The 24061-nt window shown below is 66.5% G+C and carries 23 protein-coding genes and 1 tRNA gene; 8 read left to right on the top strand and 16 right to left on the bottom strand.

Annotated features, from left to right (window positions below; all coding sequences use genetic code 11):
• Nucleotides 1-62: 62 nt before the first annotated feature.
• From bchY to K7H93_RS10335, 4 genes are all read right to left on the bottom strand, one after another.
• Entirely contained in the window at nt 63-1607 is a 1545-nt protein-coding gene (gene bchY, locus K7H93_RS10350; RefSeq protein WP_230783535.1) for a chlorophyllide a reductase subunit Y, read from the bottom strand.
• Between the two features lie 4 nt (nt 1608-1611).
• Entirely contained in the window at nt 1612-2607 is a 996-nt protein-coding gene (locus tag K7H93_RS10345) for a chlorophyllide a reductase iron protein subunit X (RefSeq protein WP_226662151.1), read from the bottom strand.
• Nucleotides 2604-3539 carry a chlorophyll synthesis pathway protein BchC gene (gene bchC / locus K7H93_RS10340; RefSeq protein WP_230783534.1) on the bottom strand — a complete coding sequence of 312 codons (936 nt, stop codon included), beginning with the start codon at nt 3537-3539 and terminating at the stop codon, nt 2604-2606. The genes K7H93_RS10345 and bchC overlap by 4 nt, the downstream gene beginning before the upstream one ends.
• A 112-nt stretch (nt 3540-3651) precedes the next feature.
• Nucleotides 3652-4722, bottom strand: a complete 1071-nt coding sequence (locus K7H93_RS10335; protein WP_230783533.1) for a methyltransferase — start codon at nt 4720-4722, stop codon at nt 3652-3654.
• A gap of 109 nt (nt 4723-4831) precedes the next feature.
• Between K7H93_RS10335 and crtD the strand changes: the two genes are divergently transcribed.
• Nucleotides 4832-6400 (top strand): 1-hydroxycarotenoid 3,4-desaturase CrtD, encoded by a 1569-nt coding sequence (gene crtD / locus K7H93_RS10330; RefSeq protein ID WP_230783532.1) that lies wholly within the window; start codon nt 4832-4834, stop codon nt 6398-6400.
• The gene (locus K7H93_RS10325) at nt 6334-7239 is read left to right on the top strand and encodes a hydroxyneurosporene dehydrogenase (protein WP_338080318.1); all 906 of its coding nucleotides are present in this window, start codon (nt 6334-6336) and stop codon (nt 7237-7239) included. Before crtD ends, K7H93_RS10325 begins: the two co-directional genes overlap by 67 nt.
• Nucleotides 7240-7252: 13 nt before the next feature.
• Here K7H93_RS10325 and K7H93_RS10320 read toward each other — a convergent pair whose 3' ends face one another.
• The 4 genes from K7H93_RS10320 to bchI are packed head-to-tail and all read right to left on the bottom strand — an operon-like array spanning nt 7253 to nt 10987.
• Nucleotides 7253-7402: a hypothetical protein gene (locus K7H93_RS10320; protein WP_222825317.1), complete on the bottom strand. Its 150-nt coding sequence runs from the start codon at nt 7400-7402 to the stop codon at nt 7253-7255.
• Between the two features lie 20 nt (nt 7403-7422).
• Nucleotides 7423-8313, bottom strand: coding sequence for an alpha/beta fold hydrolase BchO (bchO, locus tag K7H93_RS10315; RefSeq protein ID WP_230783530.1), 891 nt, complete (start codon nt 8311-8313; stop codon nt 7423-7425).
• A complete protein-coding gene (locus K7H93_RS10310) occupies nt 8310-9989 on the bottom strand; it encodes a magnesium chelatase subunit D (RefSeq protein ID WP_230783529.1) in 1680 nt (559 codons plus the stop codon). The genes bchO and K7H93_RS10310 overlap by 4 nt, the downstream gene beginning before the upstream one ends.
• A complete protein-coding gene (bchI, locus tag K7H93_RS10305; RefSeq protein ID WP_230783528.1) occupies nt 9986-10987 on the bottom strand; it encodes a magnesium chelatase ATPase subunit I in 1002 nt (333 codons plus the stop codon). The genes K7H93_RS10310 and bchI overlap by 4 nt, the downstream gene beginning before the upstream one ends.
• Before the next feature lie 128 nt (nt 10988-11115).
• Between bchI and K7H93_RS10300 the strand changes: the two genes are divergently transcribed.
• Nucleotides 11116-11496 (top strand): VOC family protein, encoded by a 381-nt coding sequence (locus K7H93_RS10300; RefSeq protein WP_010236104.1) that lies wholly within the window; start codon nt 11116-11118, stop codon nt 11494-11496.
• A gap of 43 nt (nt 11497-11539) precedes the next feature.
• Here the strand turns inward: K7H93_RS10300 and metW are convergent, their stop codons facing one another.
• Genes metW through metX form a run of 3 tightly spaced genes read right to left on the bottom strand, consistent with a single transcriptional unit; the run spans nt 11540 to nt 13679 of the window.
• The gene (metW, locus tag K7H93_RS10295) at nt 11540-12142 is read right to left on the bottom strand and encodes a methionine biosynthesis protein MetW (protein ID WP_230783527.1); all 603 of its coding nucleotides are present in this window, start codon (nt 12140-12142) and stop codon (nt 11540-11542) included.
• On the bottom strand, nt 12139-12561 hold the full coding sequence (locus K7H93_RS10290) for a GNAT family N-acetyltransferase (protein WP_230783526.1): 423 nt from the start codon (nt 12559-12561) through the stop codon (nt 12139-12141). The genes metW and K7H93_RS10290 overlap by 4 nt, the downstream gene beginning before the upstream one ends.
• Nucleotides 12558-13679: a homoserine O-acetyltransferase MetX gene (gene metX, locus K7H93_RS10285; protein WP_230783525.1), complete on the bottom strand. Its 1122-nt coding sequence runs from the start codon at nt 13677-13679 to the stop codon at nt 12558-12560. Before metX ends, K7H93_RS10290 begins: the two co-directional genes overlap by 4 nt.
• Nucleotides 13680-13749: 70 nt before the next feature.
• Between metX and hisC the strand changes: the two genes are divergently transcribed.
• Nucleotides 13750-14847, top strand: a complete 1098-nt coding sequence (gene hisC / locus K7H93_RS10280) for a histidinol-phosphate transaminase (RefSeq protein ID WP_230783524.1) — start codon at nt 13750-13752, stop codon at nt 14845-14847.
• Here hisC and K7H93_RS10275 read toward each other — a convergent pair.
• Genes K7H93_RS10275 through ftsE form a run of 4 tightly spaced genes read right to left on the bottom strand, consistent with a single transcriptional unit; the run spans nt 14837 to nt 17697 of the window.
• Nucleotides 14837-15508 (bottom strand): lysophospholipid acyltransferase family protein, encoded by a 672-nt coding sequence (locus tag K7H93_RS10275; RefSeq protein ID WP_230783523.1) that lies wholly within the window; start codon nt 15506-15508, stop codon nt 14837-14839. The genes hisC and K7H93_RS10275 overlap by 11 nt on opposite strands.
• A 1-nt stretch (nt 15509) precedes the next feature.
• Nucleotides 15510-16040, bottom strand: a complete 531-nt coding sequence (locus K7H93_RS10270; RefSeq protein ID WP_222825327.1) for a YdcF family protein — start codon at nt 16038-16040, stop codon at nt 15510-15512.
• The gene (locus tag K7H93_RS10265) at nt 16037-16966 is read right to left on the bottom strand and encodes a cell division protein FtsX (RefSeq protein WP_230783522.1); all 930 of its coding nucleotides are present in this window, start codon (nt 16964-16966) and stop codon (nt 16037-16039) included. The genes K7H93_RS10270 and K7H93_RS10265 overlap by 4 nt, the downstream gene beginning before the upstream one ends.
• Nucleotides 16963-17697 (bottom strand): cell division ATP-binding protein FtsE, encoded by a 735-nt coding sequence (gene ftsE / locus K7H93_RS10260; protein WP_010236124.1) that lies wholly within the window; start codon nt 17695-17697, stop codon nt 16963-16965. Before ftsE ends, K7H93_RS10265 begins: the two co-directional genes overlap by 4 nt.
• 151 nt (nt 17698-17848) lie before the next feature.
• Here ftsE and K7H93_RS10255 point away from each other — a divergent pair, with 151 nt between their 5' ends.
• Both K7H93_RS10255 and K7H93_RS10250 read left to right on the top strand, forming a co-directional pair.
• Nucleotides 17849-18565 carry a zinc-ribbon domain-containing protein gene (locus tag K7H93_RS10255; protein WP_010236126.1) on the top strand — a complete coding sequence of 239 codons (717 nt, stop codon included), beginning with the start codon at nt 17849-17851 and terminating at the stop codon, nt 18563-18565.
• Nucleotides 18566-18723: 158 nt separating this feature from the next.
• Nucleotides 18724-18810: transfer RNA gene (locus K7H93_RS10250), tRNA-Leu, on the top strand.
• Nucleotides 18811-19242: 432 nt separating this feature from the next.
• Here the strand turns inward: K7H93_RS10250 and K7H93_RS16090 are convergent.
• Nucleotides 19243-21522, bottom strand: coding sequence for an EAL domain-containing protein (locus K7H93_RS16090; RefSeq protein ID WP_230783521.1), 2280 nt, complete (start codon nt 21520-21522; stop codon nt 19243-19245).
• A 273-nt stretch (nt 21523-21795) separates the two neighbouring features.
• Between K7H93_RS16090 and cls the strand changes: the two genes are divergently transcribed.
• Nucleotides 21796-23253 (top strand): cardiolipin synthase, encoded by a 1458-nt coding sequence (gene cls / locus K7H93_RS10240; RefSeq protein WP_230783520.1) that lies wholly within the window; start codon nt 21796-21798, stop codon nt 23251-23253.
• Between the two features lie 4 nt (nt 23254-23257).
• Nucleotides 23258-23971: an endonuclease/exonuclease/phosphatase family protein gene (locus K7H93_RS10235; RefSeq protein ID WP_230783519.1), complete on the top strand. Its 714-nt coding sequence runs from the start codon at nt 23258-23260 to the stop codon at nt 23969-23971.
• Nucleotides 23972-24061 lie beyond the last annotated feature (90 nt).

The following is a 24061-nucleotide window of genomic DNA, read 5'->3' as shown; positions in this document are numbered from 1 at the left end:
CCCGCCTCCCGAGCGACAGGAGATCGCGACGAAACCAAAGGCGCCGTGATCGAGGACGAGCGTCATGATCCCACCGCCTCTGCCGCCTTGAGCGCGGCTGCGGTCTGCGCTGCGAACTTCTTCTTGAACTGCGGGCGGTCGACGGGGGTATCTTCCCAGATACCCGCATTGTCGTCCGCGCCGACGCCTTCGAAGAAGTCGCGCATCCGGTCGAACCGCGCCTTGTTGCCCACCGCGGCGTTGACCACCTGCGCGAGGCTGCCCGCACCCGCCGGCCCCATCAGCGGGCGGGCCGAGATGAGATTGGTGAAGTAGAGCGCCGGGGTGGCGCGCTGCTTGGCGTGCTGGACCACGGGGGTCGTGCCGATGGCCAGATCCGGGCCGAATTCCTCGACCGCGGCGATGTCTTCTTCCAGCGTGGCGCGGTAATTGACGCGCACGCCCTTCGCTTCCAGCCATTCGCGGTCGGGATCGGACCAGCGCGTCTTGGGGCAGGCGGTGCCGACATAGGGCACATCCGCGCCGCTCTCGATCAGCATCCGCGCGACCAGCAGTTCGGAGCCTTCATAGCCCGAAACCGTGATCCGGCCTTTCACCGGCATCGCAGCGAGCGCACCCTCGATAGCAGGCAGGAACGCACTCTTAGCCGCGTCCACCTTGCCCTGCGCAACACCGCAGGCCGCGCCTATCGCATCGAGCCAGGCCGCCGTGCCGTCGCGCCCGACCGGCGCGGAGCCGACGACGGAGCGCCCCGCCGCCTCGAACTCGCGCACGCTGGCGGTGTAGAAAGGATGGATCGCGGCGACGACCCCGCAATCGAGTGCGCTGTACAACTCGCGCCATTCGCGCGTTGGCACCACCGGCCCTGCAGTGAGGCCCAGCGGCTCAAGCATCATGCCGATGCCGACCGGATCGGCGGGGAACATCTCGCCCAGCAGCGCCACGCTCGGGCGATCCGCCATCGGGCCTTCGGGCCGCGCAACAGGGCCTTCTTCGGCCTCCTCGCGCGCATATTTGAGCATCGCCCCGGCGAGGACGTCCTTCGCCTCAGCATGGGTCGGGATGCCGAAGCCCGGTACGTCGATGCCGATCACGCGCACGCCGTTGATCTGGTCGGGCAGCAGCCGCAGCGGCACGCCGCTGGCGGTGGGCACGCACAGGTTGGTGACGATGATCGTGTCGTATTGCGCCGGGTCGGCCAGCTGCTCGACCGCTTCCTTGATATCCTCGAACAGCTTGCCGGTGACCAGCGTTTCGGAGCTGAAGGGCACGTAGCCGACCGTGCGTCGCGCGCCGTAGAAGTGTGAGGTGAAAGTCAGACCATAGACGCAGCACGCACTGCCCGAGAGCACGGTTGCGGTGCGCTTCATCCGCAAGCCGACGCGCAGCGAGCCGAATGCGGGGCACATGCTTTGCGGCTGGTCGTGCGGGCCCTGCTTGGCCTCGTCCAGGGGATAGTCGCGCGCATACTGGTCGAGGATGTCGCTCTTGCCGGCCTCGCGGGCAGCCTCGCGCATCGTGTCGCCACTGGCGCAGTCGCCCCCGTCGGGCTTGCCAAGATCGAGCCGGTCGGCGCTTCTCGTATCGGGGATGATGGCGTCGCTCATTCCATCAAACCTCGTCGTACACGACTTCGAGGCTCGGCTTTGGCTCAAACGAGCCGCCGCGCATATCGGCTTGGGTGGCCGGGATCAGCTGGACGTTGCCGCCGGTATCTTCAGGGCTGAACAGGTCGAGCAGGCCGTCCCCTTCAAGCGGCGTCGGCCGCTGCGGCGGGGCGCTGGCGACGTTCAACGCCAGCTCCTCGAACAGCGGGGCCCATTCGCCGCCGGGCTTGCCGATGATCTGATAGTTTGCCGATTTGCGGCGGATTTCCTCGTTCGCGGGGATCGCGCATAGCACCGGGATGTCGACGGCTTTCGCAAAGGCCTGCGCCTCGCCCGTGCCGTCGTCCTTGTTCACGATCATGCCCGCGACGCCGACATTGCCGCCCATCGAGCGGAAATATTCGACCGCCTTGCACACGTTGTTGGCGACGTAGAGCGATTGCAGGTCGTTCGACCCGACCACGATCACCTTCTGGCACATGTCTCGCGCGATCGGCAGGCCGAAGCCGCCGCACACCACATCACCCAGGAAATCGAGCAGTACGTAATCGAAGCCCCATTCGTGGAAGCCCAGCTTCTCGAGCAGTTCGAAACCGTGGATGATCCCGCGTCCGCCGCAGCCGCGGCCGACTTCGGGCCCGCCAAGCTCCATCGCGAACACGCCGTCTCGCTGGAAGCAGACATCCTCGATGCTCACTTCCTCGCCCGCGAGCTTCTTCTTCGACGAGGTTTCGATGATCGTCGGGCAGGCCTTGCCGCCGAACAGCAGGCTGGTGGTGTCGCTCTTGGGATCGCAGCCGATCAGCAGCACGCGCTTGCCCTGCTGCGCCATCATGTAGCTGAGGTTGGACAGCGCGAAGCTCTTGCCCGAACCGCCCTTGCCATAGATCGCGATGACCTGCGTTTCCTTGGTCACCTCGCCGTCGTGGACCGGATCGGGCTCGATCGCGGCCTCTTCGCGCAGGGCGTCGAGGGCAGAGGGTTGGTCCAGATGGGTCATGCAAGTTCGCTCCAGTCCAGCACCAGCTTGAGGCATTCCTGATCCTCGAAAGCCGTGGGATATGCGGTCCGCGCATCGCTGGCCGGGGCCACGTCGGTGACGAGGCCGGCAAGGTTCAGCGCGCCGCTTTCGATGAGAGTGTGGGTCGCGGCGAGGTCTTCGGGCTGCCATTCGGCGGCAACGCGCAGGCGCGCCTCGCGCTGGAAGGCTGCAGGAAAGGCGAAGCTGATACGGTTGGCGTAGAAGCCGGCCAGCACGATCTCGCCTTGCCGCGCGAGACACCGGATCAGGATATCGATCACGTCGCTGCTGCCGCTGGCATCGTAGATCGCGTGGTAATCGTGCCGGTCGTCGTCCTTCGGCGCGATCACGTCATAGCCGATCGCACCGGTACGGCGGTGGGCCTTGTTGTCCCACACGGTGGGGGCAGGTGCGCCCGCGGCGATCGTCATGCGCGCCAACAGGCGGCCGAGCACACCGTGGCCGACGATCAGATCGGGCGGCTCTCCGCCTGCCAGTGCGTGCTGCGCGGTCGCGGCGAGCGCGAACAGCACGCCCTGCTCAGCCAGCGACTCCGGGATAGGCAGCGCTCGGGCGGATGGGACGATCAGCGTTTTCGCGGCGCCGCCGAACAGTCCACGTGCATCGGCGTAGCAGCTGGCACCGGGGACGAAGACCCACTCGCCAATGCGGCCTTGTGCATCCGGCCCGGCATCGACGATCCGGCCGACCGATTCGTAGCCGGGCACCAGTGGATAGCCCATGCCGGGGAAGGACGGCATTTCGCCGGTCCACAGCAGCTTCTCGGTACCGGTGCTGACACCGCTCCAGTGAATGGAGACGACCACGTCGGATGCCTCGACCGCATGCAGCTCGAGACGCTTGAGCGCGAGGCGCCCCGGTCCTTCGAGTGTGACGGCCATTGCATCCATTGCGTCGGTCCCTCTCTTAACTTGGGTCCGTCGGCGCCCGGAAGGTGCGATGGCCCAACCTTTGGCTACGCCTGACAACCAATACTGTCAATTCCGTATGACATATTAGTTGTCAGGCAACGGCGACGGTTAGTGACGCAATCAGCGGCTGACGCGTGGCAATCCGGCGGATGCGCGCGAAGCCAGCGTCGCGCAGCATTGAACGGATTTCCTTTGCGGTTCGAGGGCGGCCCTGGCCCATGGCCCAGAGGTAGAAGCCGAAATAGGCATCTCCCATCGGTTCGGCGCCGGGCGTGTCGGCCATTGGTTCGGCGATCAGCAATGTACCGCCCGGCTCCAGCGCGGCGCGGATGTTGCGCAGGATTTCCAGCGCCGGGCCGTCGTCGTGATCGTGGAGAATTCGCACCAGCGAGATGCAGTCATAGCCGCGCGGCAGGGCATCTTCGAAGAAGCTGCCGGGATGAACGGCGACTCGGCCCGCCTCGAGTCGCGCGGTCACTTCGGGCAGGTCGAACAGGCCGAGTCGGAGCGCGGGATGCGCGGCACCGACGGCCTCCAGAAATGCGCCCTGCCCGCCGCCGACATCGAGCAGGGAGGCATGGCGCGACAGGTCGTACGCTGCCAGAACCTCCTGCGCGACGGGCGCCTGCGAGGCGGACATCAGCTGCGAATAGGCGCCCGCACGCTGCGGATCGGCCTCGGCCGCCCTCCCTGCATAGGACCAGAAATGCGACAATGCGGTCGGCTGCGCGCGGTCGGCGCGCAGCAAGGCGAGCGGATCGGCGAGATCGGCATAGAGCAGCTTGTGATGGCGGATCATCGCCAGCGCGCCCGCATTCCCGTGCAGCGCAGCGCCGTGACGACCGAGCACCCACCAGTCGCCAGTCACGTGCTCGACAATCCCGATCGCCGCCGCCGCGCGCAGCAGCCTGAGCGTTGCGTCGGATGACAATCCAGCGAGTCGCGCCAGCTCGTCCGCGCTTGCGGGCCCTTCGCCAAGGCGCTGCACACAACCGCTCTCAACCGTGCACAACAGCACCTGAGAGTAGGTGAAGCCCGCCACCAGGTCGAACAGCGCGCCAGCACGCCGCCTCGCGATCGGACGCAGAAAAGGGTTCGCCGCCGCGTGGCGCTGGAACCGGGCGCTGCCAAGAATCCGGTTACGCCAGCCCAGCAGGCGCATTCTCCAACCACGGGGAGGACCATCCGATTGCGCTTGACCGATTATCATTTGTCCAGTGTGTTGGACACATGCTATGTCAATAGCAATCGTCTTGTGGGAGAGCGCGAGGATGAGCGGCAAGGCTGTCGTGATCGGAGCCGGCATCGGCGGGCTGGTCTGCGCCGCGCTCCTCGCCGCGCGCGGGCACGACGTCACCGTGATCGAGAAGGAGCCCAATGTCGGCGGCAAGGCCCGCAGGCTGGCGGTCGACGGCCAGCCGATCGACGCCGGGCCGACCGTGTTCACCATGCGCGAGGTGTTCGAAGAGGTGTTCCGCGCCTGCGGCAGCGACATCCACTCCGCGCTTTCGGTCAGGCCCGCACAAGTCATCGCACGCCACGCATGGTCGCAGGACGAGCGACTCGACCTGTTCGCCGATCCGATGCGCAGCGAAGAGGCGATCGGCGATTTCGCCGGAGCCGATGCGGCGCGCGGCTATCGCGCGTTTCGTGCCGAGGCGCGGCGGATCTACAACATCCTCGACGAAAGCCTGCTGCGGCAGAGCAAGGTCTTCTGGCCGCTGCCGCTGATGCAGCGGATCGGCCTTACCCGGGTCGGCGATCTCGCCGCAATCCGCCCTTACGAGAGCCTGTGGAAGGTGCTGGGCGAGCATTTTCAGGACCAGCGCCTGCGCCAGTTATTCGCCCGCTACACCACCTATTGCGGCTCTTCCCCCTTCTCCTCCCCCGCCACGCTAATGCTGATCGCGCATGTCGAGGCGCGCGGCGTGTGGCTGATCGAGGGCGGGATGAGCGCGCTGGCCGAGGCGCTCAGGACGCTGGCAGAAGCGAACGGCGCACGTTTCCGGCTGGGCGAAGGCGTCGCCCGGATAGAGACCGATCGCAAGGGCGCTTCGGGCGTCATCCTGGCCAACGGAGAGCGGATCGCAGCCGACGCAGTGCTGTGCAATGCGGATCCGGCAGCGCTGGCCCACGGGTGTTTCGGCGAGGAGGCACAGCGCGCGGTCGGCCGCGTGCCGCAGGGCCGCCGCTCGCTGTCCGCAATGGTGTGGCTGGCGCACGCGAAGACCGGCGGCTTCCCGCTCTCGCGCCACAACGTGTTCTTCTCGCCCGACTACCGCGCCGAGTTCGACCAGCTGAAGCAGGGCCGCCAGATCGACGATCCGTCGGTCTACATCTGCGCGCAGGATCGCGCGGCAGACCTGATCGAAGACACCGCTCCGCCACCCGGGCGCGAGCGCTTCCAAGTGATCGTCAACGCCCCGGCCAATGGCGACCGCCACGACTTTACCCAGAAGGAGCTCGACCAATGCACGCGCAGCATGACACGCAGCCTCGCCCGCTGCGGGCTGGAGCTGGAGGCGGATTTCCCGCACCGGCTGGTCACCCCGGCGGATTTCGACGCGCTGTTCCCTTCGACGGGTGGGGCCCTCTATGGACGGGCCTCGCACGGATGGGCGGCGTCCTTCCTGCGCCAGGGGGCAGCCACGCGGATCCCTGGGCTCTTCTGCGTCGGGGGGAGCACCCATCCGGGCGCGGGCGTGCCGATGGCCGCCTTGTCCGGGCAGATCGGGGCGCGCGCGGCGATGGCACGCCTCGCTTCGATGCGGCCATCCCGCCGGGCGGCTATGGCTGGTGGTATGTCGACGCGATCTCGGAAGACGGCCAGCACGGCCTGACCATCATCGCCTTTCTGGGCAGCGTCTTCTCGCCCTATTACAAGGCCAGCGGTCGCGGCGATCCGCTGAACCACGCGGCGCTCAATGTCGCACTCTACGGCCCCAGGGCGCGCTGGGCGATGACCGAGCGCGGCGGCGAGGCGGTGGTGCAGGAGCGCGACACGCTGGCGATCGGGCCGAGCAGCGTGCACTGGACCGGCGAGGCGCTGGAAATCGCGATCGAGGAGCGCGACAAGCGGCTGGGCATCCCCTGGCAGCGCCCGGTTCGCGGGGTCATCCGGGTGATCCCCGAAGCGCTCAACCCGGTCGGCTTCGCGCTCGATCCGGGCGCAAAGCACCACTGGCACTGCCTCGCCCCGCGCGCGCGGATCGAGGCGGAGATGCACGAGCCTTCGCTCAGCTGGACGGGCCGCGCCTATCTCGATTCCAATTTCGGGAGCGAGTCGCTCGAAGACGGGTTCGACGTTTGGCACTGGTCGCGGGCGCATCTGAAAGAAGGCGCGGTGGTCAGCTATGAAGGCAAGCGCAGCGACGGCTCGCGCTTCGCCAGCGCGATCCGGTTCGATGCCTATGGCCTGCCGCAGCAGGCCGAACTGCCGCTCGCCGCGCCGCTGCCCAACACCGCGTGGCAGATGGAACGCCGCACGCGTGCGGATCGTGGCCATGCGAGCGTGATCAAGACATGGGAGGATTCGCCGTTCTACGCCCGCTCGACGCTGGGCGCGCGGATCTACGGCGAACAGGTGGTGGCGGTGCAGGAGAGCCTCAACCTCAAGCGCTTTGCATCGCCGGTGGTGCAGTTCATGCTGCCCTACCGGATGCCGCGGGTCGGCGCTTAAGCGCGAAGCGGCCTCACTCGTCGCGGGCCTCGCGCTCCTTCTCCTCCTTGTCGCGCCTTATCTCCCGGCTGACGGACCAGTATTGCCAGCCGGCGAAGCCCAGCGCGACAACCGCTGTGAACACGATCTCGATCCAGCCGAAATGCTCGCCGAAGCGTTCCATCGCTCGCTCTCCCCTGGCGACTAGATAGCACGGCCTTCCAGAAACGCGCGGATCAGCTGCGCAACCCGCTCGGGCTGTTCCTCGTGCGCGAGGTGGCCGAGGCCGTCGAGCACTTCCAGCGTGGCGTCGGGCAGCTTGCGCGCGGCATCCTGCACGCCGCTGAGTGGAATGGCATCGTCGCCGCGCGCATGGATCAGCAGCACCGGGTTCGCGATGCCCGGCAGCGCGCGGTCGAGCGTGTCCAGATCCCAATTGGCCATCATCGCCAGCGCACCGCGCGCGTGGCGGCTATTACCCAGCAGCGTCGCGTAGCAGCGCGCGCCCTCGCGATCGAGGCGAGAGCCGGTCGACCGCTGGATGAAACCCTCGGTATCGCCCGCAAGCCGCGTCATGCCGGAGAAGAACTTCGGCACCAGCGGATTGAGCGCGAGCAGCCGCGCGACCGCCGGGAAGACCTGCGTCGCGGGCCAGGGAAACGGCGCGAGCGCGGGGTTGAGGCCGATCACCGGCGTATCGGGATAGCGCCCCTGCACCAGCGTGAGCGCGATCGCCGCGCCCGCCGAATGGCCGATGATCGCGGCGGGCGCGATGTCCATCGTCTGGATCAGGCCATGCACCGCGTCGGCCATGCCCGGCAGCGTCATCTGCGAATCGCGCACGCTGCCGGTAAAGGCGTGGCCGGGCAGATCCGGCGCGATCAGGGTGTAGCGGTCCGCCAGCTGCGGCATCACGCCGCGCCACGAGTGGCACGATGCGCCCGTGCCGTGGAGCAGCAGCAGGACCGGCGCGGTGCCAAGCGCCCGCCCCATCACCTGTACATGCCAGCGGATGCCGCCGCTTGTCACGAAGCGGCTGGCGTCGCGATGCGGCCAGTGGCGCCCGTCGCGGTCCCAGTCGAGCGGGTCGCTCATGCCGCGCGCGCCTGCGGGGCGGCAGCACTGACCGCCGCGTGCAGCTTCGCCGCATCGGCCATCGGCAGCGCGAGGAAGCGCGCGTGCATCGCCTGTGCCAGCTCGCCCGCCTCGGGCGCGGTGCGCGCGGAGATGTCGACCACCAGCGCATCGATCCCGCGCGCGGCGATCGCTCGCGCAGCATCCAGCGCGTCGGCCTTGGCCTGCGGGCGTCCACCCTTGCCTTCGGCGTCGATATTGGCGCGCCCGTCGGTCAGGATCACGAGATGCGCGGTCTTGCCCCGCGCCTGCACCGCCTCGGCCAGCTGGTGCCCCGCCTGGAGCCCCAGCGCGAGCGGCGTCCCGCCCCCGCCCGGCATTCCCGACAGCACGCGGCGTGCGCGGGTGAGCGAGCGGGTGGGCGGCAACAGCAGCTCGGCCACCGTGCCCCGGAAAGCGACCAGCGCAACCTCGCTGCGCGTGACGTAGGCCTGCGCGAGCATCAGCTCGACCGCACCCTTGGCCTCGGCCAGCCGCGCCGCCGCCGCCGAGCCCGAGGCATCGACGCAGAAAATGGTCACGCGCCCGCTGCGCTCTTCATAACGCCGCACGCGGATGTCGGAGCTGCGGATGATGAGGCGGTCGTTGGCGGCTTCGTATTCGCGGCGGCGCAGCTGCTGCCACGGCACGGCCGCGCGCAAGGTATCGACCAGCGCCAGCCGCGCCCCGCCGCGCGGCCTGCCGGGCCGCGCGGAGAGCGGCTTGCCGCGCAGGCAGGAGATACGCTTTTTGCCCCCGCCGCTCCCGCTGCTGCGCCGCGCCTTGCCCTCTGCGAGCCGTGCGAGAAGGTCGGGCGGAATGCTCGCCAGCGCGGCGTCGAGCACGACGTCGTCCAGCGGGGTGTCGCCGGGATCGGATGCCTCGTCGCGTTCGCGGGCGTCGGTGTCGTCGGGCGGTGGGGTGGGCTCATCCTCGGGCTGCTCGGGCATCTCGGGCAGCCGGGTCGCGCGCGGGCCGAGCACCAGCCGCGCGGCGGCGGCGATGTCGTCCTCGCTCACCACTACGCGCCCCTCCAGCGCGGCATGGGCACGGGCAGCGGCGTTCGCGAAATTGAGCGCGCGGATCGAGTGGACGCCCAGCGCGGCGGCTGTGGCGGCAAGAGCGTGCAGCGCTTCTTCGTCCAGCGGCGCGACATTGGCGGGGTCGGCGCTGCGCAGCGCGCCCTCGACCAGCCTCGCGTGGGTCAGGTCGCAGTGGAAGGCGATCCGCTCCAGCAGCGCGGCAGGCGGTCCTTCGTCCTCGATGCCATCGTCGAGCAGCACCAGGCCGAACCGCGCATCGCCATCCAGCGCCTGCGCCAGCCGCCCCGCTATCGCGTGGTCGAGCCGTTCGGCCAGCGGCACCACCAGCACCCCGCCCGCGATCTCTTCCAGCAGGCCGCGCGCGCGCACCGTGCGCCCGCTTGCAAGGCTGACGGCGAGGTCGACCCCGCCCAGCAGCCGCTCATCGTCGACATGCGCGGGCATCCGCCGCACCGCCACGCCCGTATCGCGCAGCATCTCCAGCAACGCCTCGCGCGCAGGACCGCTACCGCGCAGGCTGAGCCCGCCCAGCTGGGCCGGAGCGGTCAGAAACAGCGAGAGGGCGAGGCACGCATCGCGTGCCGGGTCTGGCGGTGCGGGCTCTGACCCGCTCACGCAAACACTTCGTCGAGCGCACGCTCGATCCGCGCGGTCGAGCCGGTCTCGTCGAGCACATCACGCCGCAGGCGGTGCCGCAGCGCCGAGGGGGCGACCGCGACCAGATGCCCCTGGCCGACCGTCTTGGCACCTTCCAGCGCAGCCAGGGCCTTGGCCGCGCGCATCAGGGTCAGCTCCCCGCGCAGACCATCCGCGCCCACCGCCATGCACAGCTCGGCGGCCTTGTGCAGCACCGCATCGGGGATGGCGACGGAAGCAAGCCGCTTGCGCCCCCGGTCCACCCGGCGCAGCACCTTGGCGTCTTCGTCCGCCCAGTCGTCGGCGAAGAGTTGAGAATCAGCCTCCTGCGCCGCACACCGCCGCATGATCTCGACGCGAGACTCGATGTCGCCCGGCGTGCGCACTTCGACCGACAGGCCGAACCGGTCGAGCAATTGCGGGCGCAGTTCGCCCTCTTCGGGGTTGCCGCTGCCGATGAGCACGAACTTGGCCGGATGGCGGACCGACAGGCCTTCACGCTCGACCACGTTCTCGCCCGAAGCGGCGACGTCCAGCAGCAGGTCGACCAGATGGTCTTCGAGCAGATTGATCTCGTCGATGTAGAGAAAGCCGCGATGCGCCTTGGCCAGCAGCCCGGGCTCGAACGCCTTTTCGCCGCTGCGCAGCGCACGTTCGAGGTCGAGCGCGCCCAGCACGCGGTCTTCGGTTGCGCCCAGCGGCAGGTCGACGAAGGGCACGGGGCGCTTGCGCAGCGGGCCGGTGCCGCAGACATCGGGGTAGCGCGCCTGATCGTCCTTGGAGCAACCGTAGGGGCAATCCTGAATTGCGCTGATCGGCGGCAGCAGGCCTGCCAGAGCGCGCGCAGCGGTGGACTTGCCCGTCCCGCGGTCGCCGAACACCATCACCCCGCCGATCGCAGGATCGACCGCGGCGATCAGCAGCGCCTGCTTCATCTCGTCCTGACCGACGATCGCTGAAAACGGGAAACGCGCCATCTGGACAGCAGAGTGTCGTAGCGGGAGGGCGCTGGCAAGGGCATTCCTCCCCATTCCCGCATTGTACGACGCGCCCGCGCTGCTAGGGAAAGGTGGCAGACTGAAACCAATATGGGAGAGTGAAAAATATGTTCAGCCACGTGATGCTCGGCGCCGACGATATCGAGGCGTCCAAGACCTTCTACGATGCGTGCTTCAAAGCGCTCGGCGGGCGCGAGGGCTCGGTCGATCCCAAAGGCCGGGTGATCTACATGCACAATGGTGGCATCTTCCTGATCACCAAGCCGATCGACGGCCAGCCCGCAAGCTGCGGCAATGGCTCGACCATCGGCTTCGCCGCCACCAGCGAGGAACAGGCCAATGCATGGCATGAGGCCGGCCTTGCCCATGGCGGCACCGCGATCGAAGACCCGCCGGGCCTGCGCGAAGGCGCGGGGATGAAGCTGTATCTCGCCTATCTGCGCGATCCCGCGGGCAACAAGATCTGCGCGATGTATCGCCCAGGCTGATGCCCGCCACTCCCCCTCCCTGAGGGGAGGCAAGATTGCGGCGCTAACCGCGCCCGATCAGGAACAGGGCGAATTCGGCGCGCAGGTTTGCGCCGAATTCGCCGATCTCGCGGCCCTTGCCGAAATACCACGCGCGCTCGATGCGGGCACCGCGATCGCTCACCAGTTCCTTGAAATCGACCACGGTCAGATTGCGGATATTGCCGGTCGCGTGCCAGCTTTCGGGCAGCGCGGGTGTCACCGGCATGCGCCCACCCAGCCCCAGCGCGACCCGCATCCGCCAGTGCGCGAAGTTGGGGAAGCTGATGAAGGCGGAGCGGCCCACGCGCAGCAATGCGTCGATCACCTCGGCAGGCCGATCGACCATCTGGATCGTCTGGCCGAGGATCGCGTAATCGAACGCGTCGTCCGGGTAATGCACCAGATCGGCCTCGGCATCGCCCTGCACCACCGATAGCCCGCGCGACACGCAGGTCGCCACGCGCTCGGGGTCGATCTCCAGCCCGCGTGCGTCGATTCCCTTGTGCTCCGCCAGCGCGGCGAGCAGCGTTCCCTCTCCGCAGCCGATATCGAGCACGCGCGATCCGTCGGGGATCGTCCCGGCAATCGCCGCAAGGTCGGGGCGCAGATCGGGAAGCGTGCTCATGCGTAGATGTCCGGAAAATGGCGCTGCATGAAAAGGCTCGGGTCGGGAAGAGACTGCCAGCCGAGACTTTCGTACAAACCGTGCGCATCGCGTGTCGCCAGCATCCAGCGGCGCAGCCCCTGCAATTCGGGATGCTCCTGCAAATGGCCGACCATCGCCTTGGCCAGCCCTTTGCCTCCATGCCCGTCGAGCACGTAGACATCCGCGAGATAGGCGAAGGTCGTCCGGTCGGTGATGACCCGCGCCATGCCGACCTGCACGCCGCCATGCAGCGCCGACACGCACAGGCTGTTGGCAAGCGCCCGCTCGACCGTTTCGAGCGGGATGCCCGGCGACCAGTAGCTTTGCGTCAGAAAAGCGTGCGCGGACCGGGCGTCGGCCCCCTCGCGCAGGTCATAGCCTTCAGGGACTTCGGTCACGACACGAACCCCTGCACGACCTCGTCCAGCCCCGGCGTATCGAGCAGGAACCCGTCATGGCCGTAAGGCGATGACAGCTCGACGAAGCTGACCGGCGCGCCCGCAGCGTTCAACGCACGCACGATGTGGCGGCTTTCTTCGGTCGGGTAGAGCCAGTCGGTATCGAAACTGACGATGCAGAACCGGGCAGTGGCCTGCGCGAAGGCATCGGCCAGCCGCCCGCCATGTGTTTCCGCCAGATCGAAATAGTCCATCGCGCGGGTGATATAGAGGTAGGAATTGGCGTCGAACCGGCGGGTGAACCCGCTGCCCTGGTATCGCAGGTAGGATTCCACCTGGAAATCCGCCTCGAACCCGAAGGACTTGGCACCGTCGCTGCCATCGGGCCGCTGTTGCAGCCGGCGTCCGAACTTCTCGGTCAGCCCGGCTTCGGAAAGATAGGTGATGTGCGCCGCCATCCGCGCGACCGCGAGGCCCGCGTCGGGATGCGCGCCACCGTGGTACTCGCCGCCGTTCCAGTTGGCGTCGGCCATGATCGCCTGCCGCCCGACCTCATGGAAGGCGATGTTCTGCGCGGACTGGCGCGCGGCGCTGGCCAGCACCAGTACGCGTTTCGCCCGCCCGGGAAAATCGGACACAAAGGCGAGCGCCTGCATCCCGCCCATCGATCCGCCGACCGCCGCATGGAGCCGCTCGATCCCCAGCGCATCGAGCAGGCGCGCGATCGCGCGGACCATGTCGTGGATGGTCACCACCGGGAAGCGCTGGCCGTAGGGCGTGCCCTCGCCGCCAGCTTCGGGATCGACACTGGCCGGGCCGGTCGACCCCATGCATCCGCCGATCACATTGGCACAGATCACACAGAAACGGTCCGTATCGATCGGCTTGCCGGGGCCGACCATCCGGTCCCACCAGCCGGGCTTGCCGGTCGCCGGATGCGGGCTCGCCACGTACTGGTCGCCGGTCAGCGCGTGGAAAATCAGCACCACATTGTCGCGCTCCGGCGAAAGCTCGCCATATTGCTGGTAGGCGATGGTAACGGGCGCGAGCGTCGCGCCGCTATCCAGCGGCAGCGGATCGGGCAGCGTCAGGCACAGGTCGGGATTACAGGCTGGCATTGTCGCTGGTCGCCTTACCGCCACTTCGCATGCTTGTGAAAGTGCAGATTTTGCGTAAGCGCTTGGGTCCATGACAAACCCGTCCATCCCCACGCCCAAGCCCTACATCCTCGACATCGCGCCCTATGTGCCGGGCGTTGCCAAGGCGGCGGACGGACGCGCGCTGACCAAGCTTTCCGCAAACGAGAACCCGCTGGGGTGCAGCGAAGCGGCGCTGGCGGCGATGATGCAGAGCCGCGCGGCGGCGCGCTATCCCGATCCGGACAGCATCGCGCTGCGCAGTGCGCTGGGCGAACTGCACGGGATCGACCCCGCGCGGATCGTGTGCGGAACCGGCTCGGACGAGCTGCTCAACCTCGCCGCGCAGGCGTTCGCAGGCGTCGGCGACGAAGTGCTGATGCCGCAATTCTCGTTTGCCGTGTACCCGATCGCCGCCCGGCGTGTGGGCGCGGTGCCGGTGGAGGCGAAGGCGAAGGATTTCGGGGCCGATGTGGACGCGCTGCTCGCGGCGGTGACGCCCGCGACGCGGATCGTGTTTATCGCCAACCCCAACAACCCGACCGGCACCTGGCTGCCCCATTCGGAAATTATGCGGCTGCACGCGGGCCTGCCGGGCGACGTGCTGCTGGTGCTCGACCAGGCCTATGCCGAATATTTGGACGACGAGGGTGCGCCCGGGCTCGCTCTCGCGAGCGAGGCGGAGAACGTGCTGGTTACCCGGACCTTCTCCAAGATCTACGGCCTCGCCTCGGCACGGGTCGGCTGGGCGACCGGCGCGCCGCATCTGGTCGATGCGCTCAACCGCATTCGCGGGCCGTTCAACGTGACCGGCGCCGCGCAGGCCGGGGCTCTGGCCGCGCTGGGAGACCAGGATTTCGTGCGCCGATCGCGCGAGGCGAATGCGCGGGTGCGCGCGGATTTCGTCGCGCGGCTGGAGGGTCTGGGCAATCGCGGCGTTTCCGTGGTGCCGAGCGAGGCGAATTTCGTGCTGGTCCGCTTTGGCGACCAGCCGACGGCGGAGCGCGTACGCGATGCCATTGCCGATGCAGGCTACGCGGTGCGGCATCTGCCCGGCCAGGGCCTGGGCGAAGCCTTGCGCATCACCATCGGCAGCGCCGAGGATATGGCGGCGGTCGGCGACGCGATCGAGAGTGCCATTACCGGTTGAGCGCGTTGATCGCCTCGCGCACCAGGCGCTCAACCTCCTCACGCGGCAGGCCGGGTTCGATGGCTGCGCCGAAGCGATAGGTGATCTGGCCCGGGCGCTTGACGAAGCTGCGATAGAGCGGCCCGCTGTTCACCGCGACCGGCACCACCGGCAGGTCGAGCAGCTTGTAGAGCCCCGCAAAACCGGAGACGATATCGCCCTCTTCCCCATGCGGGGTGCGGGTGCCTTCGGGAAAGATCAGGAACGGGCGGCCTTCCGCCTTGGCCTCTTTCGCGGCGCGCATCAGATCGCGCAGTGCCTTGGCCCCGTCCGCGCGGGCGACCGGAATGATGCCGTACTTGGTCGCGGCCCCGCCCCAGACGGGAATTTCGAGCAGCTCCTGCTTCGCGAACACCACCGGCGCATCGAACAGCTTCGCGGAGTCGATCGCTTCGAAAAAGCTCTCGTGCCGCATGGCGTAGAGTGCGGGGCGATCGATCGGCGCGCCCTCGCAGATCACGCGGATGCGCAGGATATGGCGCAGCGCCCAGCGATGCAGCCCGCTCCACGCGCCTGCAACCCGGCGCATCCCATGCCGCCCCTGGAAGGGCACCAGCACCAGCAACACCAGCGTGCCGACGTAGAAAACAGCATAGAACAGGAGGCTGCGGATCATGTTCATATCAGGAGAACAGCGGCCCGACCGTGCGGCTGACCAGCCACTTGTGATATTCGATCAGCAGCAGCCACAGGCTCGGCTCGCTGCGCACGGCATCCTTGATCAGCTTCACATCGCCGGGCAGCTGGCGGCGCAGTTCGGTCGCCGCACGGCGCATGTGCCAATCGCTGGTGACCAGACGCAGGCTCTTGATCCCATGCGCCTCCACCCATTCGCGCGTTTCCTGCGCATTGCCGCGCGTATCGGTCGCCGCGAAGCCCAGCGTGACGCAGCACTCCATCACATCTTCGGGCACCTTGAACTGCGCGGCGAACTCGCCCGGTTTGACCTCGGGATCGACGCCGGTGACCAGCAGGGTGTCGGCGCTGTCGGTCTGGACAACCTCCAGCCCGCGCTCGATCCGCCCGGCATAGCCGGTGGGCACGATCACCGCATCGGTCCGCTCCATCGGCGCAGGGCCCGGCAGCCAGCCGGCAAACCAGATGAAGCCGAGCACCCAGACGAGCACGATGGCAAGGCCGACACGCCAGATCACAACATCTTCCTTACTGCCGCGAGGACGGTGAAGCGGGCAGTCGCGACCGCCAGCAACACCCCGAAAACCGGGATCAGCGCGATCACGATCCAGTCGACCCAGTCAAGCCCCGCGCTCGCGATCATCCCGCTATCGAGCGCCGCGAACTGGTAGCCGAGGGCGAGCACCGCGGCGAGCCCAAGGACCAGCCCGGCCGCCCCGCCGAGGATCGAATCGACCAGCACCGCCCGCTGGAACAGCTGTGCGATCTGCCCGTCGGTCCCGCCCAGCAGGTGGACGATCTCGATCGTCGCACGGTTGTTGCCCAGCGCGCTTCTGGCCGCGAGGAACACCGCCGCCGCACTGGTCACCGCCAGCAGCAGGACCAGCGCGAGCGCGAGATATTGGAGCGACCTGAGCGCACTGAACACCGGCTGCAGCCAGGATGACTGCGCATCGATCCGCGCATCGGGCGCGGTCCCGGCGAGCGCGTCTGCCAGCGCCTCGATCGCCTGCGGGGTCGCCTTGCCGCCCAGCCGCACGTCGATCAGCGCGGGCACCGGCACGGTCTCTGCATCGCCCGCATTGCCCAGCCACGGCTCGATCAGGCGGTCGAGCTCTTCCTGCGGCACGATCCGGCTTTGCGCGACCATATCCATGCCCTGCAGCACGGCCTGCGCAGCCTGCGCCTGCTCGGCCCGGCTGCGCGGATCGGCGTCGAGGATCTGCACGGTCACCCCGCCCGACAATTCCGAGCGCGCATCTCCCGCCAGATTGCCGAGCGACAGCCCCGCGCCCGCCGCCAGCACGGTCAGTGCGACCATGATCGCCAGCACCCACGGCATCGGCCCGGCCAGCCGCGCCTGCGGAATCAGCGCGCGCGCCTTTTCGCCTGCGAAGGGCGAATGGCCTGCGCGCGCCGCATCGCTGAGCGGCGGCTGGCTCATCGCGGCGTTTTCCCGCCCGCGGGGCTGCGCGGGGGATAGCGCAGCGCGCCGGTCGGGTCCGCCAAGCGTCCCTTGTCCAGCCGCATGATCATCGAACTGCGCACGTTCTGCAGCAGGTGCACATCGTGGGTCGCGACGATCACCGTCGTGCCCAGCCGGTTGAGCGATTCGAACAGGCGCATCAGCTTCAATGCCATGTCGGGATCGACGTTACCGGTCGGCTCGTCCGCCAGCAGCATGTCGGGCCGGCCGATCACCGCACGCGCGATGGCCACCCGCTGCTTCTCCCCGCCGGACAATGTCTCGGGCCGCGCCTCGGCCCGATGCGCCAGACCGACCCATTCGAGCATGTCGGATACCGGCTGCACCAGCTCGCTCTCGTCCACCCCCGCAATGCGCAGCGGCAGCGCGACATTGTCGAACGCGGAGAGATGGTCGACCAGCCTGAAGTCCTGGAAAACCACGCCCAGCCGCCGCCTGAAGCCAGGCAGGCGGGATCGCGGCAGGGTGATGACGTCGCTGCCGAACATGCGGATGATCCCGCGCGACGGGCGCTGGGCAAGGTACAGCAGCTTGAGCAGGCTCGTCTTGCCCGCCCCGCTTGCGCCGGTCAGGAAATAGAAGCTGCCCGGCCACAGCGAGAAGCTGACGTCGGTCAGGATTTCCTTGCCGGTCCCGTAACGCAGGCCGACATTGTCGAAGAACGCGACTTCGCCGTCACCCCCCGACATCGTGCTGCCTCATCACCTGTCGACCCGTCCCATCGTTAACCAAGCAGGGGATATAGGGGGCATTGTGTGTGGACAAAAGGCGCAAAACCGGCCCGTCCACCGACGGGAAGCTTGCCTGTCGCCGCTTGCCGGGCGTAATGCAAAAGACACTATGATACTCGCCTGCCCTGCCTGCGATACACGCTATGCCGTACCCGATAGCGCGATCGGCCCCGAAGGACGCACGGTACGCTGCGCCCGGTGCCGCCATAGCTGGTTCCAGTCGGGCAGCGAACTCGACCTCGAAGAGCTTGAGCGCGATGGCACCGCGACCAGCGTCGAGGACGAGCCGACCGCGCGCCAGCCCTGGCACGACGTTCCTCCGATCGCCGCTGCCGAGCCGCGCGAACGGGCGAGCGAGGACCGCTCCCAGTTCTCGGCCGAGCCGCCGTTCCGCCCGCGGCGCAATCCGCTCAAGATGTGGGGCATGGCGGCAAGCCTGTTCGCGGTCATCTCGGTCGGTGCGATCGCGGCGGTAAGCTATGCGGGCCTGCCCGACTGGGTGCCGGTGAGCCGGCCGACTTTCGCGATGGAAGAGCCCGACCTGGTGCTCGAATTCCCGGCCAGCAAGCAGGATCGGCGTACTCTGCCCGACGGCAGCGAATATTTCGGCGTCGCGGGCGAGATCAAGAATGTCGGGCGCGAGACCAAGACGGTGCCGCCGGTGCTGATCGTCCTGTACGATTCGCGCAATCGCAAGGTCTACAACTGGGAAATCCTCCCCCGTCAGGGTCGCCTGCAGCCGGGCGAGACGCTCAGCATCAACGAGGCGATCACCGACCTGCCCAAATCGGCGCGTTTTGCGGAGATCGGCTGGAGCCCGTCCTGACGCAAAAGCCACACAGCAGGCGCGTGTGGAGGTTCTTGCAAGATTGTTCCGCAAACCCGCTTGCGGGGTGCCGCGCCCCCTGCTAGTGGGCCGCTTCCTCACGGGGCAGAGCCTGACTGGCTGGCCCCGGATGCAGCCCGAAACTTACGGGCTTGTGTGCGGTCGTGGCGGAACTGGTAGACGCGCAACGTTGAGGTCGTTGTGGCCGCAAGGCCGTGGAAGTTCGAGTCTTCTCGACCGCACCAAAATCTCCTTAAGGGATCCGGACAAACGATACCGGCCCTGCCGGACCACCCAAAGCGCGTGCTTGCGCGGGCTCGCGGCGAATGAATGGACGACTGAAGGCCAAGAATTCCTAGCTCTCCCTCTTCCTCGCCGAAGACCCGCCAATCCCGGCAGCGCATTTTGCTGTCCGAAAAGCCCCTGAAACCCGATTCGTCTCGCGCGGCATCCAGCCGCTGGCGGAGGTGACATTGCCTTGCCGGACATGCCGCCAAGCGGTCCGCTCAGCCTTGTTCAACCAACAAAAAAGGCCCCGAAAACGGGGCCTTTCGTTGATTGAACTGACGATCGCTTAGCGACCGAAGATCCATTCCCAGATATCCCACATAATTCGTCCCCTTGGTTCTAAGGATAGAGGACGTTTACCTATATTAACCAAGATTGTTAGTAAACCCTTAACCATAATCCGGACGTGGTGTGACATACCGGTTGAGCTCGATCAGACTGGTAAACTGGGACACCAGCATCGGCTTGGCGATGAAGTAGCCCTGGCCGCGATCGCAGCCCAGGCTGGATAACCAGGTGTGCGTCTCGAGATCCTCGATCCCTTCCGCGACAGATGTCATTCCCGCCTTCGAGGCAGTGTGAAGGACGCCCTCGACGATCGCGCGTGTCTTGCATGATCCGGCGAGCTGCTGGATGAAGAGCTGGTCTATCTTGACCTCGTCGAACGGAAGCCGTTGCAACGCCTCCAGATTGGCGCTGCCTACGCCAAAATCGTCGAGCGAGAATGTGATGCCTTGCTTGCGAAGACGCTCGACGATCTGGCAGGCGGTTTCGAAATCCTCGATCCGGGCGGTTTCGGTCACTTCGATCTTCAGGAGCGAGGGATCGACGTCGTACTCTCTGAGGCTCTTTTCAACGATTTCGGCGATGCGTTCGTCCACGAACTGCACGGCTGATACGTTAACCGAAAGAGGAAGGGCGCATCCCGACTCCTGCAAGGAACGCAAGGCAGCCATTGCCTTGTCGAGAATTCGACTTGTGAGCTCGTCGAGCCGTGCCATGCGCTCGAACTGCGGGATGAAGCGCGCCGGCGAAATCTCGTTGCCCGCTTCATCCTGCCATCTCGCCAGCACTTCGGCGCCCACGAATTTACCGGTCTTGAAGTCGACTTGCGGCTGGAGCTTGATCGAAATGCGATCTTCGGCAAGCGCTTCGGCCAGTCGCGCCGTCAGCGAATGGTCCCATTCATCGTCGTCATGGCAGGCGTCCGAAACGATGAAGACGGGCTGGAATGCTTCGCGCGCGTGATCCGCTGCCGCAATGGCCGAGCTCATTCTGTGCGCGGGCAGCCCTCGTGAAGAAAAATCTGCCCCGACCGTGACCGCGACGTCGATCGATTTGCTGGCGATAATGATGGGCTGCGAAACGATTGCGCGCAGACCCGACAGGTGGGACTCATAGTCGATCGCCGCATCCAGTATGAATGCGAAGTACTTCCCGCCGTCGAAATAGATCTTCGTATCCTTGCCCGTGATCGACAAGCGGTCCGATATCTGCCTCAGATAGGCGCGCTTTTCTCCCTCGCTGAGGTGCGCAAAAATGGAGTCCAGGCGGAGGATTTTGACGACCACTACACCCAGATCGCCCTGCCCTTCGCTAGCCGAGAAATCGCGCCTCAATGCCGAGAAATTGGGCAGCTTGCTGATCGGGTCGATGTAGAGGTGGCGCTGCTTGTACAAGACGAATCCGCGCATAATCGCGTAAAGCGTCAAGAGTAGGAACGTGTCGCCGAAATTCGCCTGCATTCCTGCAACGCCTGTCAGAGCAACTCCGCCGAGGAGGGCAAGGACGCAGGCGGCATAAAGAATTCGCCTCAGCCTGGCGGTTCGCGCGAGCCACACACTGAGCAGCAGCGCAAATCCGACCGCGAGCGGGAAGGCATAGAACGGAATGTGTTGTCCTGTACCGCGGAGTAGGGTTTCCGCGGCGAGGATGTGCGGAACCGAATCCGCCACGTAGCCGTCGTTCGCAATCCGCAGTTCGTTACCGAGCCGCGTGACGCCTATCACGAACGTGGTGTTGGGGATGTCGAAGCTATCAATGGCAGCATCGAGGTTTTCGTCGTCGATTCTGGGAATCGACGAGGCATCGATCGTTCCATCGATGAAGACCTGGCCCCGCGCCTCACCGCCCGGAGGAAGCGCGAAGGCCAGGCTTTCGCGCCCGTCGCGCCCCCGCGCTTTGATGTTCCATACGAAACCCAGGAAGTCCTGTTCGATATGGTTGTCGAAAGTTTGCGATCCTGCGGCAAAAGAAGCGTCTGGACGCCGCTCCAAGACACCCCCTTCCCTGCGCGGGGGGCCCTTGTCCGCAAGAAAGACATGATTGCGATTCTCGGCGAAAACGCGCTTGAGGCGTAGGTCGGCTGAAGGCGTGTCGCTACGCCGGAGAGGGATGTTCACGAAGATCCGGCGCGCGCCCGCATCGCGGAGCTTGCTGACCAACGACGCTATGCGGCGATTTCCTTCGGCCGCATTCTGGTCCGTGTATGCACCCACTTCGACAAGCGCGATGGTGCCGCTAGACTCTCTGTCGCCGAGCTTGGACTGGATCGCCCACGCAGTGATGTCCAAGGGCTTGAGAAGGGAAATCGCACCCGCCAACAGCGCGATTGCAATCGCGATGTACACGTGGCGCGATCTCTCGCTCAGCCAGAACTTGCGATGCACGAAATGAGGCCCTTCCGGTTTTGCGCATCCGTCCTAGTAAATATGCGTAAAAGGAGTGTTCACAGCGGCGAGGCAACCGACGCGGCGCTCTCGTGCCGCCTCGCTGATGGTCTGCTCCGCCGCGAAAATGCTTGCGAAGCGTCCTTGATACGCCAAGAATCTGAAACTTTCCGGAAACGGCAAGCCGCAACCGGCCGTTAACCAAGCAAGAGCCGATCGGGTCAATCACGCGATGTTCGATTTTCTGCCATTCAAAGATGCTGGGTACGCCCGATGATCGATATCGGCAGCATCGTCGATGGCACCTTCGCGTGGATCTGGGACCACCTCTTCGCAATTATCGGCTGGATCATCGCCATGATTGCTTTCGTGGTGGTGCCCTTCCGCCGCCCGCCAGCAGAGGCGCGTAACTGGCTGCTGATCTTTTTTGCGCTGCCGTGGGTCGCGCTGCTCATCTACTGGCTGATCGGTCGGCCGCAATATGCGAAGCAGCGTCAGGAGCGGGTCGCGGACCTGCCGCGCATTCTGGACCGGATTACCCGGCAATCGGGGCTCGACAAGGCAGAGATATCACCCCGACTTTGCGAGGATAATCACTCGCTGGCCAACCTGGCACACGGGCTGGGCCAGTTCCCGGCGGTCGATGGCAACCGGATCGCGCCGCTCGGTGACTATCACGCCACGTTCGACCGGATCGTCGAGGATATCGACCGCGCCCGGCACCACGTGCATGTCGAGTTCTACATCTTCAAGAACGACCGTGCGGGCGATCGCGTGCTCGCGGCACTCGAACGGGCGAGCACGCGGGGCGTGACCTGCCGCCTGCTGATCGATGCGCTGGGCTCCTACGGCTCGGTCGCATCGATCAAGCGGCGGCTGGAGCCTGCGGGCATCGAGGTGCACGACATCCTGCCGCTACGCCGGCGTCTGTCCAGTTCACGCGTGGACCTGCGCAATCACCGCAAGATCGTGGTGGTGGATGGTCGGGTCGGCTACACTGGCTCGCAGAATATCTGGGCGCCAGAAGATCATGGGAGACAGGCCAACCGCGAACTCGCGGTTCGCGTTACGGGGCCGCTTGTCGTTCAGCTGCAGGCGATCTTCGTGTGCGACTGGTATCTCGAAACGCTCGAGCAGCTGGTCGAGGAAGCGATGTTCCCTCCGCTCGAACCCGGGGAAGCCGGACTGGCGGCTCAGATGATCGCCACCGGGCCGGACAATCCGGTTGGCGGGATGGATCTGATCGTGGCGCAGGCGATGCACAATGCGAGCGAAGAGATCGTTATCGTCACGCCCTATTTCGTGCCCAATGACTCGCTGCTGACGGCCATCCGCGGCGCGGTGTTGCGCGGGGTCCGGGTGCGGCTGATCACTGCGGCGAAATGCGATCAGTACCTCGCCGGGCTGGCGCAGCGCAGCTATTACGAGGAAATCCTCTCGCTCGGGGCAGAAATTCACCTGTTCGGCCCCGAATTCCTGCACGCCAAGCATTCCCGGGTGGATCACGAGGTTTCGATCCTGGGATCGAGCAATATGGATATGCGCTCGTTCGAACTGAATGCCGAGATCGATCTGCTATGTTACGATCACACTTTCGCCGAGGACCTCCAGCAGGTGGAAAATCGCTATCTCGAACAATCCACTCCCGTGTCGTTCACCGAATGGAAGCATCGCCCCCTGATGCACAAGGTGCTGGAGAACACCGCACGAATGCTGAGCGAGCTGATCTGAAACGATGGCCAATCCCACCTTCAAGCTCGCCAGTTACAACATCCACAAGGCGGTCGGCACGGATCGCAAGCGCGATCCGTCACGCATCCTCAAAGTTCTGGGTGAGGTCGATGCGGACGTCGTGATCCTGCAGGAGGCAGACCGGCGGTTCGGGCAGCGCGAGCGCACCCTGCCCGATTTTCTGGTCGAGCAGCATACCGATTACATGCCGGTGCCCTTCGACGTGCAGCACGATTCAATGGGCTGGCACGGGAACACGATCATGGTCCGGCGCGACATCGCCGTCCTGGAGCATGACGTCCTCCATATTCCCTATCTCGAACCGCGCGGGGTCGTGACCGCGACCCTGCGGCTTCCCACCGGGCCGGAACTGACCGTGTTCGGTATGCATCTCGATCTGTCCGGCCTGTGGCGCGTGCGACAGGCGCGCGCGATCGCCGAACTGGCACGCGTGGCGCAGGAGCAGCGGCCCACGCTGCTGGCGGGTGACCTCAATGAATGGCGACCCAACGGCGGCTGCCTCAAGGAATTCGCACGCCACTTCACCATGCTCGATTGCGGGCGCAGCTTCCACAGCCAGCGCCCGATGGGGCGGCTCGACCGGATCATGCACGGAGCACCGCTGGAGGCCGTGGAGTTCGGCGTGCACCACAGCCCGCTCGCCTCGCGCGCGTCCGACCACCTTCCCGTCTGGGGCGTGTTCCGCATACCGGATTGATGCGCCGACGCTCTGGTAGACCTGGCTGGAGAGAGGCGGCGCTGGTCGGCACACGCCGAACGGCGAAGCAGCCCCGCGTCTCTCGCGTCA

The sequence above is a fragment of the Citromicrobium bathyomarinum genome (genome assembly GCF_021021475.1).
In the GTDB taxonomy this organism is placed as follows: Bacteria; Pseudomonadota; Alphaproteobacteria; order Sphingomonadales; family Sphingomonadaceae; genus Alteriqipengyuania; species Alteriqipengyuania bathyomarina.
Note: the sequence above shows the minus strand (reverse complement) of the source record. Positions and strands in the feature narration are given on the sequence as shown.